This is a genomic window from Thalassolituus sp. UBA2009 (assembly GCF_002335285.1).
Lineage (GTDB): Bacteria > Pseudomonadota > Gammaproteobacteria > Pseudomonadales > Oceanobacteraceae > Venatoribacter > Venatoribacter alkanivorans.
Genome location: NZ_DDCJ01000043.1, coordinates 1 through 17,196 on the forward strand (window position 1 = coordinate 1; position 17,196 = coordinate 17,196).

At 54.7% G+C, this 17,196-nt stretch carries 16 protein-coding genes; 10 read left to right on the forward strand and 6 right to left on the reverse strand.

All coding sequences use genetic code 11. The features are described 5' to 3' along the window. Positions 1 to 528: TRAP transporter substrate-binding protein (locus tag B3P58_RS04675; protein ID WP_286716337.1), on the forward strand; the 528-nt coding region annotated here is incomplete at its 5' end. Positions 529 to 574: 46 nt separating this feature from the next. On the opposite strand, the gene B3P58_RS04680 is transcribed toward B3P58_RS04675, so the two are convergent. After that, a complete protein-coding gene (locus B3P58_RS04680) occupies positions 575 to 1,453 on the reverse strand; it encodes an HDOD domain-containing protein (RefSeq protein WP_145467039.1) in 879 nt (292 codons plus the stop codon). A 112-nt stretch (positions 1,454 to 1,565) separates the two neighbouring features. On the opposite strand from B3P58_RS04680, the gene B3P58_RS04685 reads away from it, so the two are divergent. Next, positions 1,566 to 2,765: a class I SAM-dependent rRNA methyltransferase gene (locus B3P58_RS04685; RefSeq protein ID WP_349676565.1), complete on the forward strand. Its 1,200-nt coding sequence runs from the start codon at positions 1,566 to 1,568 to the stop codon at positions 2,763 to 2,765. Positions 2,766 to 2,850: 85 nt separating this feature from the next. On the opposite strand, the gene B3P58_RS04690 is transcribed toward B3P58_RS04685, so the two are convergent. Both B3P58_RS04690 and B3P58_RS04695 read right to left on the reverse strand, forming a co-directional pair. Then, positions 2,851 to 4,122 (reverse strand): imelysin family protein, encoded by a 1,272-nt coding sequence (locus B3P58_RS04690; protein WP_286716338.1) that lies wholly within the window; start codon positions 4,120 to 4,122, stop codon positions 2,851 to 2,853. A 4-nt stretch (positions 4,123 to 4,126) separates the two neighbouring features. Further along, the gene (locus B3P58_RS04695; protein WP_145467033.1) at positions 4,127 to 4,789 is read right to left on the reverse strand and encodes an HAD family hydrolase; all 663 of its coding nucleotides are present in this window, start codon (positions 4,787 to 4,789) and stop codon (positions 4,127 to 4,129) included. A 318-nt stretch (positions 4,790 to 5,107) separates the two neighbouring features. On the opposite strand from B3P58_RS04695, the gene rppH reads away from it, so the two are divergent. Both rppH and ptsP read left to right on the forward strand, forming a co-directional pair. Further along, complete coding sequence (rppH, locus tag B3P58_RS04700; protein ID WP_225691494.1) at positions 5,108 to 5,599, forward strand: RNA pyrophosphohydrolase; 492 nt, start codon at positions 5,108 to 5,110, stop codon at positions 5,597 to 5,599. A 6-nt stretch (positions 5,600 to 5,605) separates the two neighbouring features. Continuing rightward, positions 5,606 to 7,885, forward strand: coding sequence for a phosphoenolpyruvate--protein phosphotransferase (gene ptsP / locus B3P58_RS04705; RefSeq protein WP_145467031.1), 2,280 nt, complete (start codon positions 5,606 to 5,608; stop codon positions 7,883 to 7,885). 24 nt (positions 7,886 to 7,909) lie between these two features. Here the strand turns inward: ptsP and B3P58_RS04710 are convergent, their stop codons facing one another. The 3 genes from B3P58_RS04710 to B3P58_RS04720 all read right to left on the reverse strand — a co-directional run bounded on the left by B3P58_RS04710 (position 7,910) and on the right by B3P58_RS04720 (position 11,386). Further along, positions 7,910 to 8,455, reverse strand: coding sequence for a DUF882 domain-containing protein (locus B3P58_RS04710; protein WP_286716339.1), 546 nt, complete (start codon positions 8,453 to 8,455; stop codon positions 7,910 to 7,912). A 171-nt stretch (positions 8,456 to 8,626) separates the two neighbouring features. Beyond that, positions 8,627 to 10,408, reverse strand: coding sequence for a L,D-transpeptidase family protein (locus B3P58_RS04715; RefSeq protein ID WP_286716340.1), 1,782 nt, complete (start codon positions 10,406 to 10,408; stop codon positions 8,627 to 8,629). A 216-nt stretch (positions 10,409 to 10,624) separates the two neighbouring features. Continuing rightward, positions 10,625 to 11,386, reverse strand: a complete 762-nt coding sequence (locus B3P58_RS04720) for an NRDE family protein (RefSeq protein ID WP_286716341.1) — start codon at positions 11,384 to 11,386, stop codon at positions 10,625 to 10,627. A gap of 112 nt (positions 11,387 to 11,498) precedes the next feature. On the opposite strand from B3P58_RS04720, the gene B3P58_RS04725 reads away from it, so the two are divergent. From B3P58_RS04725 to B3P58_RS04750, 6 genes are all read left to right on the forward strand, one after another. Then, the gene (locus tag B3P58_RS04725; protein ID WP_328296341.1) at positions 11,499 to 12,287 is read left to right on the forward strand and encodes a sulfite exporter TauE/SafE family protein; all 789 of its coding nucleotides are present in this window, start codon (positions 11,499 to 11,501) and stop codon (positions 12,285 to 12,287) included. A 69-nt stretch (positions 12,288 to 12,356) separates the two neighbouring features. Continuing rightward, on the forward strand, positions 12,357 to 13,166 hold the full coding sequence (lgt, locus tag B3P58_RS04730; protein WP_145467022.1) for a prolipoprotein diacylglyceryl transferase: 810 nt from the start codon (positions 12,357 to 12,359) through the stop codon (positions 13,164 to 13,166). Then, positions 13,163 to 13,957, forward strand: coding sequence for a thymidylate synthase (gene thyA / locus B3P58_RS04735; RefSeq protein WP_286716343.1), 795 nt, complete (start codon positions 13,163 to 13,165; stop codon positions 13,955 to 13,957). Before lgt ends, thyA begins: the two co-directional genes overlap by 4 nt. Before the next feature lie 160 nt (positions 13,958 to 14,117). After that, entirely contained in the window at positions 14,118 to 15,809 is a 1,692-nt protein-coding gene (locus B3P58_RS04740) for a putative bifunctional diguanylate cyclase/phosphodiesterase (RefSeq protein ID WP_286716344.1), read from the forward strand. Between the two features lie 102 nt (positions 15,810 to 15,911). Beyond that, positions 15,912 to 16,427: a dihydrofolate reductase gene (locus B3P58_RS04745; RefSeq protein ID WP_286716345.1), complete on the forward strand. Its 516-nt coding sequence runs from the start codon at positions 15,912 to 15,914 to the stop codon at positions 16,425 to 16,427. Positions 16,428 to 16,491: 64 nt separating this feature from the next. Beyond that, positions 16,492 to 17,154, forward strand: coding sequence for a hypothetical protein (locus B3P58_RS04750; protein ID WP_286716346.1), 663 nt, complete (start codon positions 16,492 to 16,494; stop codon positions 17,152 to 17,154). Positions 17,155 to 17,196: the final 42 nt, after the last annotated feature.

Below are 17,196 nucleotides of genomic sequence, written 5' to 3' on the forward strand. Positions count from 1 at the left end.
GAAGTGCTGGCCCGTGCCGGTGGTACGCCGGTGACTTTGCCGGGCGGTGAAATTTTCACCTCGCTGCAGACCGGTGCCATCGATGCAACCGAGTGGGTTGGCCCGTATAACGATCTGGCGTTTGGTTTATACAAAGTTGCTAAGCACTATTATTACCCGGGCTGGCATGAGCCGGGTTCGATGATGGAATTTGTGATTAATAAAACCGCCTTCGAAAAACTGCCAAAGGATCTGCAGGCCATTGTGCGGGTGGCAACCAAAGCGGTTAATGAAGACATGCTGGCTGAATACACTACGCGTAATCAGGCAGCGCTGACTGAACTGAAAGAAAAACACGGCGTGGATGTGCGTGCATTTCCGGATGATGTGCTGAGCAAACTGCAGGTGTTGTCGGAGCAGGTCGTGGCTGAAGTGTCGGCGGCTGACCCGCTGGCGCAGAAGGTTTATAACTCGTACAAAAATTACCGCGATCAGGTGAAGGCTTACCATGCGGTGAGCGAGCAGGCCTATATCAACGCGCGGGATTAAATAACAGGGATTGGTTGCGGTACAGGCCGGGCGTCAGATGCCCGGTCTAATATTTATAATTACGGTAGCCAATTCCCAGCTCTTCAAAATTAGCCTCCATCTGCTCGATATCGTATTCACCCAAACCCAGATAGGTTAATACCTCACTGCCGATATTCTGCCATTCCAGATCTTCTGACTGACGGCCAAGAATGCGGTAATTTCCGCAGATATGCTCCGCCAGCTTGAGAATAGCGAGCAGCGTTTTTCCTTCTGAATCTTTGTAATTATTGGTGGCAAAAAAGCGCGAGGCGCTGTGGTGTTCAGCAATGACATCGCACAGCAGCTTGGGCAGATTCCACGATTTTGCGGTGTAATAACCGATCACTGCGTGGTTAGTGTTCAGATGCTGGTTTTCCACATCCACCACCCGCAGTTCCGGGTGGGCGTAAGACTCTTCCATCACTTGCAGATAATTATCGAAGCGTGCCATCAGCAGCGGAATACCACAGTTATGAAACAGACCCAGCAGATAGGCCATATCCGGATTGGGATAACCCACCTGTTTGGCAATGGCGGTAGCTACCTGGGATATGTCATTCGCGGTGTCCCAGAAACGGTTCATATTCACGATGGTTTCGTCGCTCATCTGACTTTTAATGGATAAGCCATTGATGATGTTAACCACACTGTTCAGACCAATCAGGCTGACCGCCTGAGCGACGGATGTAATACGGTTTTTAAGGCCATAAAACGGAGAGTTCACCACCTTAAGCACTGTACCGGCCAGCCCAACATCCTGACTGATCAGTTTGGAAATGCGGCCCAGATCCGGATCGGGCATAAACTGTTCCATTTGCAGATCGACCAGAATCTGCGGCTGTGGCGGGATTTTAATCCCCTGCATGATGTGCAGTATCTGCTCTTCCGACAGTTGCTGAGGCATGACAAGTCCGGAGAAGGGAAACGAATGTCATCAAGAATAGCACCGCTTTCTGGGGAAGTTTGTCAGAGCATGCGTATAATGCGCTCCTTTTTGTAACCGGCCCCAGAGGTGAATCATGCTCCCGACACTGCGACTCAAAGCCAAGGCTGAACGCCGTCTGAAAGGCGGTCACCTGTGGGTATACAGCAATGAAGTGGATATCGCTGTTACGCCACTGAAAAACATGACCGCCGGTACTGAAGTTGTGGTCGAAGCCGCCAACGGCAAAGCGCTGGGAGTTGCTGTGGTCAGTCCGGAACAGCTGATCTGTGCGCGCCTGTTCAGTCGTGACAGTAAACAGACGCTGGATACCTCTCTGATTGTGCATCGTTTGCAGGTAGCACAGAGTGGCCGTGAATTGTGGTATCCGCAGTCCTGTTACCGCTGGGTGTTTGGTGACAGCGATGGTCTGCCGGGACTGGTGATTGACCGTTTTGGCGATGTGGTGGTGATCCAGATTTCCAGTGTGGCAATGGAGCTGCGTCGTCAGGCCATTATTGATGCCGTCAATAAAGTCGCCAAACCACAGTGCATCGTGCTGAAAAACGATGGCAAGCTGCGCGCGGTCGAAGGTTTGCCAGAGTACGTGGAAGTGATTCAGGGCGCGCTGGAAGACGATTGTGCCCCGTTGGTAGAAAACGATACCCGTTTTATGGCGCCGGTGATTCACGGTCAGAAAACCGGCTGGTTCTACGATCACCGTGAAAACCGTGCACAGCTGAACCGTCTGGTTAAAGGCAAGCGCGTGCTGGATGTATTCAGCTACGTTGGCGGTTGGGGTGTGCAGGCGGCCAATCATGGTGCGGCGGAAGTACACTGTGTTGACGCCTCTGCTCAGGCGCTCGACTGGGTAGAGCAGAACGCAGCGCTGAATGGCGTGGCAGAAAAAGTACATTGCTGGGAAGGCGATGCCTTTGCAGCGCTGCGCCAGCTGAAGGATAACGGTGAGCGTTTTGATGTGGTGGTGATGGACCCGCCGGCGCTGATTCCGCGTCGTAAAGATATCAAAGCCGGTGAGCAGGCTTATCACCGCCTGAACCAGCTGGCGATGCGTCTGCTGAGTAAAGACGGTTTGCTGGTGGCGGCATCCTGTTCCATGCATCTGGCGGAAGATCGTCTGCCGGATATGCTGCGCGTTATGGGGCGTGAGCTGGATCGTGAAGTGATGATTCAGCATGTCGGCAGTCAGGGCGCTGACCATCCGGTATTACCGGCCATCGCCGAAACCCGTTATCTGAAAGCGGTGTTTGCCCGCGTGTTACCGACCCGCTGAACGGCAGCCGACCGGCGGTGGTATAAAAACTGGTGGTATAAAAAAAGGGAGCTCAGGCTCCCTTTTTATTATGTGATCGTTCGCTTCAGTTGGCGCTGGCGAGTGGCACTTTAAGGGCGCTGGCGGTACGTTGCAGCAGTGACATCAGCTCGATAATACGCTGGCGGCATTGCTGACGCGCTTCTGCATCGGCGACGCCCTGCTGTTTCCAGTTTTCCACACTGTCATCGAGCAGCTGTAACTGCTGCTGCCATTCCAGACTCAGGTCCTCGTGGCGCTGGCCAAGCAGAGCCGGTAATCCGGTGCCGGCTTCGGTTTCACTCAGCGGGAAGTACAGGTTGCGAATACCCGCTACGATAGCACCGGTATCAGCCCAGGTGGTCTGGCTGAACTCACTGCTGGTACCACTCAGGCGTTTGGCCAGCAACTCATCTGACAGCAATTTCTGCGTAGCGCTGAAAGCCGCTTTTAATACCTGATCCGGCTCTGAGCGCTGCAGCAGGTTGGCATAGTAACCGTTGCTTGGCTCCCAGCGGCGTTGCAACCGGTGTAAATGTTTCTGCAGCTGTTCGCTCAGCAGCTGTACGTACTGGCGACGGCGGTTATGGTTCTGAATATCAACATCCAGTGGTAACTCATCCACGCTGGCGCTGTTTTCTTCGCTGTGCACAACATCGCCGGTTTCTGTTTCGCTGTTGTTGCCACCTTCGCTGGCCACCACAACAGGCGCAGTATTTTCCTGCGGAAAGAAGTCGCGTGGTGAGCGCTGACCATCGGCTCCCCACAGCATAAATTCAAATGCGTGATAGCCCAGACTGGCATAACTCGGATCGGAGAAGCCGTGCTGTGCCAGCAGGCTGTCTTCATTCAGTTCAAGGGTCAGGTCGTTAACAATGCCGCTGAACGGATAGCCGGGCACATGGTCGATATAGCCACCTTCGATTGGCCAGCTGTCGAGCAGGCTCAGGGTATGCTGATAGTCGATGCCTTTTTTGTGCCAGTCTGGCGGATCGTTGATCGGCAGCTTGGCGTAGATCAGCGTCTGCAGGTAGGCGCTGTACGCATTACGCCAGGCCTGACGAACCTCGCCGAGGCTCATGGGGTTGGGATGATATAAAAAGGAGGCCAAGCGGCTGTCGAGTTCCTGCGCGGTCTGCGCAGCCATCGACACCTCGGTGTAGGCGCTCAGACCCAGGTGAGCGGCGAATGCACTGCTGTCCGGAATACTGTCCTGTTCGTTTCCAGTATCTGCGGTCTGTTCTGCAGGGCTGTCCTGTTGCAGGGCTGGCTGATCACAGCCGGCCAGTAATCCGGTTAACAACAGGGCGCTGACCAGCACCGGCTTTGCGTACTTCACAGGCTTACTCCTGATCCCTGAGGCTGATAATTGGCCAGCCTTTCTGTGCGGCGATGGCGGCCAGACGGTCATCCGGATCAACCGCTACCGGGTTATCCACAATTTCCAGCAGCGGCAGGTCATTATGGGAATCACTGTAAAAGTAGCTGCCGGCCAGTTCAAATCCCTGTTGCTGCAACCAATCCTGCAGGCGTACCACTTTACCTTGCTGGAAACTTGGTATACCGACAATATTGCCGGTATAGCGCTCATCCTGCATCTCCGGATGCGGGGCGATAATATGCTCAATGCCCAGCAGCTCGGCTATCGGGTAGGTCACAAAACCATTGGTTGCGGTGATAATCAGCAGGGTATCACCCAGACGCTTATGGTGGGCAATAAGGTCACGGCTTTTTTGTGAGATCAGCGGCATGATGCGCGCTTTGAGAAACGCGGCGCGGGTATCCAGCATATGTTGCAACGGATACTGGGTCAGAGGCTTAAGCGCAAATGCCAGATACTCGTTAATATCCAGAGTGCCGGCCTTATATTGCTCGTAAAAATAATCGTTACGGAGCTTGTGTTGTTCAGGGTCTGCAAGCCCCTGATCGACCAGATATTGTCCCCAAGCATGGTCGCTGTCGCCATCCAGCAGGGTGTGGTCGAGATCGAAAATAGCCAGTGCCACGAGAGTCAGCCTTTTTCCGGTGCCGGTTAGAAAATTAGTCGCTATTCTAAGTGCAACAGCGCATACTTTCCTTATAATTCTGAGTTTCAAACGAAGAAATAATCGAACATATTGGTTCTAAACAATGCCGGCTGCCAGGGGGCGGATTGTGGCAATTTCCGGACAATTCAGCCTGTCTCCCAGAGTCTGAATTAAGGTGAGTCCGCCACCGGATTCCTGTATGCCTTGCCCCCGTTATTGCCTGCCTTATCTTCAACTGCTTGACCTTTGTGGTGAAATCGGCAAGTTTTGAACCATCAGACTGTACTGGACGGCATTGTGATTGACGAACATGGTTACCGCCCTAATGTCGGTATTATCCTTTGCAACGACAAAGGACAGGTCCTCTGGGCCAGACGCATAGGCCAGGATGCCTGGCAGTTTCCCCAAGGGGGGATCAAAGAAGGTGAATCGCCGGAGAAGGCGCTCTATCGCGAGTTGATGGAGGAAGTTGGCCTGAGTGCGCAGGATGTGCAGATACTGGGCTGCACCCGTGGCTGGTTACGTTACCGCTTACCACGGCGTATGGTGCGCCATGACAGCCGGCCTGTTTGTGTCGGGCAAAAACAGAAATGGTTTCTGCTTAAATTGGTGGGTGACGATTCGCGGATCAACGTCAGCGCTACCGATAAGCCGGAATTTGATGGCTGGAGCTGGGTCAGTTACTGGTTCCCGCTGGGAGGGGTGGTTGCATTCAAACGCGATGTGTATCGTCGTGCCATGACGGAACTGGCACCGCGCATTGCCAAGCTGCAACGGAAAACCAGCTGAGGGTTTATGCTTGATATTCTGAGACGCATTGTACAGGAAGTCAGTTCTGCAACCGACCTGAGCGATGCTCTGAAAGTGGTTGTGGCACGTATCCGTGCGGCCATGAATACCGAAGTGTGCTCAGTCTATCTGTTTGATCCGGAAAGTAAGCGTTATGTGCTGATGGCTACTGAAGGCCTGAAGCAGGAAGCGGTTGGCCGGGTCAGCCTCAGCTCTTCGCAGGGTCTTGTCGGCCTGGTTGGTTCGCGCGAAGAGCCGATCAACGTCGATAACGCGCCAACTCACCCACGCTTTCACTTTTTATCCGAGACCGGTGAAGACCCCTTTCTGTCTTTTCTCGGGGTGCCGATTATCCACCATAAACGCCTGATGGGCGTGATGGTGGTGCAACAGCGCGACAGCCGTCAGTTTGACGAAAGCGAAGAAGCCTTTCTGGTCACTATGTCGGCGCAGCTGGCTGGTGTTATTGCCCATGCCGAGGCCACCGGCAATATTCTCGATATCCCTTCCGCAACCAGCGAACGCAAGAAAAGCACCCGTTTTAACGGCGCCCCGGGTGCTCCCGGGGTTGGGCTCGGCCAGGCTTTTGTGTTGTCTCCCGCGGCCGACCTCAGTGGTGTGGTGGATAAAGAGGCGGAGTCGATTGATGACGAGATTGTGCGCTTTGATCTCGCCCTGGAAGCGGCCCGTGAAGAAATCCGTATATTAGGCGAGAAACTCAGCAGCGAACTGCGCCCGGAAGAGATGGCGTTGTTTGATGTCTACCTGAACATGCTGGATGACCATGCGCTTGGCGCAGAGGTCAAAGCACGTATCCGTGACGGCAACTGGGCGCAGGGCGCATTACGCCAGGTGGTCATGCAATACGTTGGTCACTTCCAGCTGATGGAAGATGTTTACCTGCGCGAGCGCGCCACCGATATCATTGATCTGGGAACCCGTATTCTCGCTCATCTGCAGGGCAGTGATGCACACGCGCAGGAGTACGATTTTCCTGCCAATACGATTCTGGTTAGTGAAGAGCTGACACCGGCGATGCTGGGTGAGGTTCCGCCGGGCAAGCTGCGTGGGCTGGTCTCGGTTAAAGGCTCATCCAACTCGCATGTGGCGATTCTGGCCCGGGCGATGGGGATTCCTACGGTTATGGGGGTTGTGGATGTCCCTTACGCCCAGCTGCATGGTCTGGAGCTGATCGTTGACGGTTACCGCGGACAGATATTTTCCAGTCCCAACGATGAACTGCGTGAACAGTATCAGGCGATCTTTGATGAAGAGCAGGCGCTGCAGAAAGATCTGCAGGTACTGCGTGATGAACCGGCCGAAACCCTCGATGGTCACCGTATTCCGCTGTGGGTAAATACCGGCCTGATTACCGATGCAGTACGCAGTTTGGAACGTGGTGCAGAAGGTGTTGGCCTGTACCGCACCGAAGTGCCGTTTATGATGAAGGATCGCTTTCCCAGCGAGAGCGAGCAGCAGAAAATTTACCGTCAGCAGCTGGAAACCTTTGCCCCGAATCCGGTAACGATGCGAACCCTGGATATTGGTGGTGACAAAGCACTGACCTACTTCCCGATCAGTGAGGCTAATCCGTTTCTGGGCTGGCGTGGCATTCGCGTAACGCTCGACCACCCGGAAATCTTTCTGGTACAGATCCGCGCCATGCTGAAGGCCAGTGAAGGGCTGAACAATCTGCGCATTATGCTGCCGATGATTACCAGCGTCAGCGAAGTCGATGAAGCACTACACCTGATCTACCGCGCCCATGCTGAAGTTCTGGAAGAAGGCTTTGACGTCGAAATGCCCCAGGTCGGAGTGATGATTGAAGTCCCGGCAGCGGTTTATCAGATCCGTGAACTGGGCCAGCGGGTGGATTTTCTCTCTGTCGGCAGCAACGATCTGACCCAGTATCTGCTGGCCGTGGACCGTAATAATCCACGGGTGGCTGATCTTTATCAGGCCTTTCACCCGGCGGTGCTGAATGCACTGAAGATGATTGCCGATATGGCGCACGAAATTGGCAAGCCGGTGAGTGTCTGTGGTGAGCTGGCCGGTAATCCACTGGGCGCTGTATTGCTGATGGCAATGGGCTATGACATGTTGTCGATGAACGCCACTAACCTGCCCAAGGTTAAATCGGTAATTCGCGGCATCAGCCGTGAATGGGCTGATCAGTTGCTGGCAGAGGTGCTGCAGATAGAAAGTGCGCCGGTTATTACCGCTACCCTGCAGTTATCGCTGGAGAAGGCTGGTTTCGGCCGTATTATCGGACCAGGGCGTAACTGATACGCCCTTTCTTTTAAAGCCTGATCAGGCTGTCCAGTGCCGGGTGCGTCCGGTATCAATGTGAACGAAACCACTCTTCGGGTAATACCCAACACCACCGTTGCCCATCGCCAGTGCGGCGCGGTGCAGATGGCGGTGTGAAACACCGGGAATCCGGATATCAATGGCACGTCCCTGCATATGCAGACTGTGCTCGGCGACGCCTGAGCTTGTATAGCGCAGGCTGGCGTTGGATTCGGGGGCACGATAACCGGAAATCACATACAGCGGTTCATGGCTGGCGAACAACTGCTGCAGTTGGTACATGTTCTGATACAGCTCTCGCTGCATGGCCATCACCTGATCGCGACGGTGATCGCGTACCAGAATATCCAACGATTCCACACCTTCGTCGAGATAACGGCCATTCGCCCAGAAAGTACTGGTGGTGAATTCACCGGTATGAATGTTGTACAAGCGCAGAGTACGTTCTTCCTGTTGCCCGGCGAATGCGCGGGTACTGCTCAGGCCGGTAATACCTGCCGCACCAAGGCAGGCTGCCTGCTTCAGAAAGTGACGTCGTTGCAACATGGTGAATCGTCTCCGCTACATCTGGTTATTCAGTGTTGTATGGCTATGGGCGGAGTATGCCAAACACCTGCCAAAAGAAACGGGCATCCTTAGACAAAAATACATAACGCTACATTTGTCATACTGAATAATGTAACTGGCTGACGTTTGTACGCCACTTGCGAGCGAAGGTTACAGGCTGACGGCAGGATTGGTAGGCGGCAGGCCGGCGATCAGATCGCGATTGTAGACATCGTCGCGCACCTGCAGATTACCGTCCTGATCAACCCAGGTAGTCCAGTACATCAGATAGACCGGTACATCATCCTGCAGGCGGATGCGGGTAGTGCGGTTCTGGTCGATGGCGGCATCAATATTGTGGCGGTTCCAGCCCTGCTGTCCACGCAGCAGTTTTTCGGCCAGTAATCTTGGTTTTTCTACCCGCACACAACCTGAGCTTAAGGCGCGGTTGTCTAGGTTAAACAGCTGCGGCTGTGAGGTATCGTGCAGGTAGATGTCTTTATCGTTGGGGAACAGGAATTTGATAGAACCCAGCGCATTGTCATCGCCGGCTTTCTGTACCAGACGGTAAGGAAAGTTACTGGCGCTGACTTTATTCCAGTTAATGGCATACGGCGAAATAAATTGGTCAACACCATCGACCCGGCCGATTACCTGATAGCCTTTCTCTTCCAGATAACCCGGATTGCGGCGAATTTTCGGCAGCAGGCTGTTTACCGCAATGCGTTTGGGTACCGACCAGGTCGGAGCCAGTTCCAGTGTACTGATTTTCTGTGCCATAACCGGAGTCCGGCGCTGCAGGTTACCGATAATGACTTTCATATCCAGCTCAACTGAGCCACCGTTTATCAGCTGCAGGCTGTAGTCAGCCATATTCACCATGACATGGCGCTGGCCAAGATCCCGTGGCAGGTGGCGCCAGCGTTTCATATTCAGGGCGACTTTCTGTGCCATCTGGTAAGGCGGAATATTCAGCCATTTCAGCGTATTGGCATCCAGCTCACCGCTTTCGGGTAAATGATGACGTTTCTGGAAGTGGCGCAAGGCGTCAGCCAGAGCACTGTCAAACAGGAACTCCGGACGGCTCAGATCATGTGGCTCATCTTCGGCGGGTGCGCGGGTGCGTTCTTCGGCATCTTTAAACAGCCAGGACAGGGCACCTTTCTGCAGGTCGCCATACTGCCCCAGCATCCAGCGCAGATGTGGCACCAGACGGTGACGTTCATTGTTTGTCAGCTGCAGGTTATCCGGCAGCGGATACCAGCCACCGGAGTTGGCAATGGCTAAGTAACGGTTCAGTTCTTTGCGCAGACGCAGGTAGCCGGGATGAGATGGTGTAAGAGTTTCAACCAGAGCGTCCAGCTCGTTGCGGCGGATGGAGTCATTCAGCAGGTCGATGATCTGTTCTTCACTGAATTGTCCGGGCTTGCTGGCAGCCGACACTTTGCGGATCGATGGATGGTCGCCCTCGCCGGTATCCGGTAGCAGCTCAGCGTTCAGAGCCTGCTGGGCGTAAGTAATGAAAGCGTCGGTCAGCAGCACTTCAACCGCAGTGGCCTGTTTGGGAATATTCGACAGACGGCTGGTTTCGCGTTCGAGGGTGGCCAGTTCGTAGCCGTAGTTGCGCCAGTCGTCGGCGGCGGTTTCGCGCAGTACCTGCAGCAGTTCGCGCCCGGCTTCGGTCAGTTCAAAACTGTTCATCCATACTGGCTGATAATCGCGGCGCAGGTAAAAAGGCTCAATGCTCTGCACATGTTTCAGCCGCACTTCTCCCGCCACATTGCGCGCGGATTCGATTAACCAGTGCTCCATATACTTCTGCGCCACCTTCGGCGGCATATAGGGCTTGGTATTAATGCTGGCTGCCAGAGCCGCAAACAACAGACCGATACACAGCAGGGCGATAAGGCCTGTCAGTGCGACGACGCGTTGCGGTTTCCGGGGTGTATTCATGCTGTTCATGCACGAAGTATGGACGCCAGATAAGCAAAATGTGACGGGAATCGCGCTACCGTTCGCAGAATTTTGTAAGCGACTGCAAACGGTCGTTCGATTGGTTTGCTAGGTGTCAAAAGAAACAACAACTTAGGTTTTTCTTTTGTAACAGGAAGACTGTTTAACGGATTTCTGGCGGCTAATTCTTTGTTCTTAAAGTGAGCAATTGTCTGCTCATTCAAGATCGACCGGCCAGGTTACCCGGCCGGCAATTCTGCCGTTACTGTCCCAGCTGAGCTCGGTTATTTCAACCCGTTCCTGCTGCGCCAGAATGCCACTGGAGCAGCGGGTGCCGTAACCCGGAGCATGGATAAACTGAGCTGAGAGTAAGCGCTCCCACTCCAGTGGAACCCCGGTTTGTGGCAACTGCTCGTCGGGGAAGGGGGAGTAATGATCAAGCAGTGCCGCAAGGCTGGCACTGCCACCAGGCTGTTGCAGCCAGCGCTGTAGCTGCGTCCGTGCCAGTTCGGTTTTCGGCCAGGGAGTATTCAGCCAGGCATTGCTCAGCGTGTGAATACCGGGCTCCAGCCGTTCCAGTCGCGGTTCGGGATAGTTGCTGGCATACCAGAGCTGGCTGCGGTTGCCGCACAGCAGATTAAACGGCGCGTAGGCATCGCCTTTCTCCAGTACGGCGCGCAGATATTTTTCCGGGTTGCGTGGCTCGCGCAGGTAGTTCAGCACCAGATGACCGCGTGACTGCGGCTCAGCTGGTCCGGCGCCGGGAGCGCGGATATTGGTCAGTGCGGCAAAGCGACCTTCTTTCGTCATACCAAGCCAGGTGCCGCCCTGCTGCAGATCGCGTCCGGCAAACAACCCCGGATATTCGCTCCACTCTTCCAGAGCACTGGCCGGGCGGGGGTAGAATTCATCACGGTTGGCACTCAGGGTCAGCCACTGACTGTCCTGTGGTTGCCAGTTCAGTACGATCAGACACATAGGTATTTCCTGATAATGGTTACCGCAGGCATGCTCTGTTGCGCAGGCGCTGCCGACTTTGCCCGCACTTTAGGTCATAATGCCGCCCCCTTAAACCGGAATTTTCATAGCTATGATGACTTTTCTGCTGTTCCTGGCGGTTGGCTCCGTTGCCGGCCTGTTGGCGGGTTTGTTTGGCATTGGCGGCGGCATGGTGATTGTGCCGGTTCTGGTCATTACTTTTGCCGCACAGGGGGTGAGTGAAACTGTGCTCACTCATATGGCTGTGGCTACGTCACTGGCGACCATCGTCTTTACCTCGCTCAGTTCTGTGCGTGAGCATCATCGTCAGGGAGCTGTGGACTGGACGCTGGTGGGTGTGATGAGCATCGGCATTGTGCTGGGCACTATGCTGGGCGTGTCTTTAATTACCGCTGTGCCGGGCCCGCTGCTGCAGAAAATTATCGGTGTCTTTGCCCTGTTACTGGCGGCGAAAATGTTTTTCGGGCTGGAACCAAAAGGCGCTGGTAAGCGTCCAGGTAACCGGGGGCTGATTATGGCCGGTTCGGTGGTAGGTTTTGGTTCGTCCTGGTTTGGCATTGGCGGCGGTACTTTCACGGTGCCTTATCTGAGCTGGATGAAGATTCCCATGCGCCAGGCGGTAGCTACTTCGGCGGCCTGTGGCCTGCCAATTGCGCTGACCGGTGCCATCAGTAATGTTGCGGCGGGCTGGAATCATGCGGATTTGCCGGTATGGAGTACCGGGTTCCTGTACTGGCCGGCCATTATCGGCATCGTGCTGACCAGCGTGCCCTTTGCCAAAGTAGGGGCGCAACTGGCCCACCGTCTGGATCAGGCATTGCTGAAGAAGGGCTTTGCCCTGTTGTTGTGTGTGGTTGGTATTAAATTTCTGTTGTTTTAAGCGCATTTCATAAGGAGTTAAAAATAGGATGTTTTGCTTGAGCCTGACTGTTGTTGCAAGGAAGTCCGTATGCTGACGTATCCTGATATTGATCCTGTTGCGGTTGCGATTGGCCCGCTGAAAATTCACTGGTATGGCCTGATGTATCTGCTGGCGTTTGCTTCGGCCTGGGGCCTGGCTAATTACCGTGCCCGCCGTCCCGGATCAGGCTGGACGCCGGAGCAGGTGTCGGATCTGATTTTTTATGGCGCCATGGGGGTTATCCTCGGTGGCCGCTGCGGTTATGTGCTGCTGTATAATTTTCCGCAATTTCTGCAGGACCCTTTGTGGCTGTTACGGGTATGGGAAGGCGGAATGTCGTTCCACGGTGGTCTGCTGGGTGTAATGGCCGCACTGGCGTGGTTTGGGCATAAGTATCAGAAGAACTTCTTCGACGTTGCCGATTTTGTCGCGCCACTGGTTCCGGTTGGTCTGATGTTTGGCCGTTTCGGTAATTTTATTGGCGGTGAACTCTGGGGCCGGGTGGCTGATCCGGCGCATGTGCCCTGGGCGATGGTGTTTCCACGTGCCGGCGAGCTGCCACGCCACCCATCACAGTTGTATCAGGCAGCATTGGAGGGTTTCCTGCTGTTTGTTATCCTCTGGTTTTATTCGTCCCGGCCACGGCCACAGAAAGCCGTCAGCGCCATGTTCCTGATTGGTTATGGCCTGTTCCGCACGATTGCCGAATTCTTCCGCGAGCCGGATGCACATATCGGTTTTGATTTATTTGGCTGGATGAGCCGCGGCCAGCTGCTCAGTCTGCCGATGATTGTTATAGGGATCATCCTGCTGGTTATCGCTTACCGCAGCCCGAAATCCGGAGAACAGAAAGTATGAAGCAATACCTCGATCTGATGCGCCATGTACGCCAAAACGGCACCTTTAAAGAAGACCGTACCGGCACTGGCACGTACAGCTGTTTTGGCTATCAGATGCGCTTCGATCTGAGTGAAGGCTTCCCGCTGGTAACCACTAAAAAGCTGCACCTGCGCTCTATTATTCATGAGCTGCTGTGGTTTTTGAGTGGTGATACCAATATCCGCTATCTGAAAGAAAACGGCGTCTCTATCTGGGATGAGTGGGCCGATGAAGACGGCAATCTGGGGCCGGTGTACGGCTCGCAGTGGCGCAGCTGGCCAACCGCCGATGGCCGTCATATTGATCAGATCACCCAGGTGGTGAACCAGATCAAAAACAATCCTGACTCGCGCCGCCTGATCGTCAGCGCCTGGAACGTCGGCGAAATTGAGAATATGGCGTTACCGCCATGCCATGCGTTTTTCCAGTTCTATGTGGCTGACGGCAAATTATCCTGCCAGCTGTATCAGCGCAGCGCCGATATTTTCCTCGGCGTACCGTTCAACATCGCCAGCTATGCATTGCTGGTGTATATGGTGGCGCAGCAGTGTGATCTGCAGGTGGGTGATTTTGTCTGGACCGGTGGTGACGTGCATCTGTACGCCAATCATCTTGAGCAGACTGACCTGCAACTGTTGCGTGAGCCTATGGCGCTGCCAAAACTGGTGATTCAGCGTAAACCTGACAGCCTGTTTGATTATAAATTTGAAGACTTTGTGATCGAAGGCTACGAATCGCATCCTCATATCAAAGCGCCGGTCGCCATCTGATCGGCCGTTGATCGGCTATCGCTCCGTTCCTGCCCTGGGCAGAGGCGGAGCAGACAGCTACCTCCGCTGTAACAATTCTTTTTTGTAATTCTCGTTGTCCGGCCGGACGCTGCGGCATGCTTGTCTATACTGAAGGCATCTTTGACTGCCGGTGCTGCTGGTGAACCCATTACTTGATAGCGAATTGCCGACACTGCTGCTGTTCAGTGCGGATGAGACACTGTCGTTACCGCCGTTGCCAGATGTCAGTCTGCAACAGATGTTATCCCTTGATGACATCTGTGCAGCCTGGCTGGAAGCGCAGCAGGGAGTGGTTTGTCTGTCCAGTAAGCGTTTTGACCGGCATCTGGAAGCTGCGATAGCGCGTGTGCGGCTGATGCTGCCAGAAGCGCCGCTGGTGGTTCTGCTTGAGCACCTTAGTGATGAAACCAGACTGATTGCCGCCGGTGTGCAGGAAGTACTGAGTTCGCATCAGGCACAGTCCGGCCTGCTGTTGCATGTGATGCAGATGGCGATGGCTCGCCGTCAGTACGACATTGATCAGAAACATGCCGCCCATCATGACCCCCTCACCGGGCTGGCGAACCGGGGATTGTTTCAGGACCGGCTGGATCATTGTCTGGTTCAGAGCCAGCGCCGTGGTCAGGATGTCAGTCTGCTGTTTGTGGATATCGACCGCTTCCGGGTAGTGAACGAACTGCATGGTCATCAGTTTGGTGATCTGCTGCTGATTGCCTGTGCGCAGCGCCTGCAGCAGACGCTGCGCCGTTCCGATACCGTTGCACGTCTGGGTGGCAACAGTTTCGCCGTGATTCTTGAAGCCAGTGGTGATCTGGAAAACGAGTCTATGAGTGCTGCCGTTGCCCATAAAATCAGTGCTGCTTTTCAGAAGCCTTTCAGCATTGGCGATGAAGAAATTTTCTCCACCGTCAGTATTGGTATCGAGCTGGCCAGCCGGGTCAGTTACGACGCCGGGCAGCTGGTGCGCCATGCTGAACTGGCCCTGCATCAGGCCAAGCGCGAAGGACGTAACGTCAGCTATGTGTTCTGCCACCGCAGTTCACCGGCAGACAAGATCCGCGTGGGTCTGGAGAGTGCGCTGCATCATGCGCTGGAGCGTGAAGAACTGCGCCTGGCGTATCAGCCTCAGGTCAGTGTCAGTGAACAGCGCTTTGCCGGTGTTGAAGTGCTGCTGCGCTGGGAGCATCCGGTACTGGGTGATGTGTCGCCATCTATCTTTATTCCGGTGCTGGAAGAGACCGGACTGATCGAGCGTTTCGGTGAATGGGTATTACGCAATGCCTGCTGCCAATATGCTGATTGGCTGAGTCAGGGACTGGTGCCGGCAGACACTAAACTGTCGGTCAACCTGTCGCCACGCCAGTTCCGCCAGCGGGATCTGGCAGACAGCATTCAGCAGCTGCTGGCCGATGCCGGCCTGCCACCACAGAATCTGACGCTGGAGATTACCGAGAGCACGCTGATGTACAACCTGGACCATGGCGTACAGGTACTTAACCGCCTGCGCACATTGGGCGTATCGGTGGCGATTGACGATTTTGGTACCGGCTATTCATCTCTGGCCTATCTTAAAGACCTGCCCATCGACTACCTGAAAATCGACCGGATGTTTGTTAAAGACATCGTCACCGATAGCCACGATGCCGCCATTGCCAGCTCAATTATCAATCTGGCCCACAATCTGGGCCTGAAAGTGATTGCTGAAGGTGTTGAAGACAGTGAAATGCTCGATGTTCTGGCGGTTTTTGGCTGCGACCAATATCAGGGCTTTTTCTTTGCCCGGCCTTTGCCGGCTGATGATATCCCGCCGATGGTCGCGCGCTGCGCCTGACCATATCTGAAGCCAGCCGTGTCTGGAGGGCGACGTCGCCTGAGACCAGACGGAGCATAAGCGCAGTGGTATGATGGCGCTTTTGCACAACGGAAGCTGGCTGTGAAATTCTCCCTGATCGTCGCCCTCGCCGAAAACCGTGTTATCGGTATCGATAATAAGCTGCCCTGGTATCTGCCTAACGACCTGAAATACTTCAAACAGGTCACCATGGGTAAAACCATTGTGATGGGCCGCAAAACCTATGAAAGCATCGGTAAACCACTGCCGGGCCGCACCAACATCATCATTACCCGTCAGAGCGGTTATCAGGCGCCCAATGCGAACGACAGCGTAAAAGTGGTCGACTCGCTGCAGGCTGCCCGCGAACTGGCAGAGAGCATTGCGCTGATTAACGGTCAGGATGAAGCCATGATTATTGGCGGCGCCGAAATCTACAGCCAGGCGCTGACGCTGGTTGATCGTATGTATCTGACCGAAGTTCACGCCGAAGTCGAAGGCGATGCTTTCTTCCCCGAGTTTGAACGCAGTGCCTGGCAGGAAGTGGCACGCGAAGACTTCGCCGCCGAAGGCCCGAATCCTTATAACTACAGCTTTGTAGTATACGAACGCGCCTGAGCGGGTTTGTAATGGACTTCTGAGCGATCGCGCTGATTTGCTGCGCTGAACCTGATATCAATAGTTGCGTCTAATCCCCGCCGCCGGAGCCTGTTCCGGCGAAGGACGGGACGCTACTCATTTGTTTTATCTGCTGCACAATCCCCTGATTCTGGCTTTGGGTGTATCGCTACTGCTGCACCTGTTGCTGTTGGCTGCGCCGCTGCAACAGGCAGCAAAGCCATCAGAGCTTATGCCAGTGCTTAGTCTGCAACTGCAGTCTGCTTTGCCTGTGCCGACAGTCCCCGACAATGAGCCTCTTCAACGCGTGCCTGAACAACCCGCTACTCCTGCAGCAGAAAACCCCGCAGCTCCGGCACCTGCCGTACTGAATAACGCGCAGGAAACCTCAGAAAGCGCTGAACCTTTATTTATCTCGCCGCCGTTACTGCGTCTGCCGGCTGTCAATATGGATGCGGACTGGGGTGCGGAATGGGATGCCCCCAGTGAACCGCCCGGCGCGCAGTCATTAAAGGCTGTGCCTTTCGATCCGCGTCTGCGCCGTCAGCTGGATGCAGTGCGCAGTGAGCGGCCAGAGCCGCAACGTGATTTTATTGAAACCGGTGAGGCTGGCAGTCTTGCGCCACAGCCGTTGCGGGTAGGCGACCATTGTTTTCTCTACAGCGAAAAAGATGCGCTGGATGAAGACAGCTTTGATGTTTGGTCGCCGGTAACATGCGCGCAGTAGTGTGATATTTCCGCAATAAAAAACGGGCCTCAGCTGAGGCCC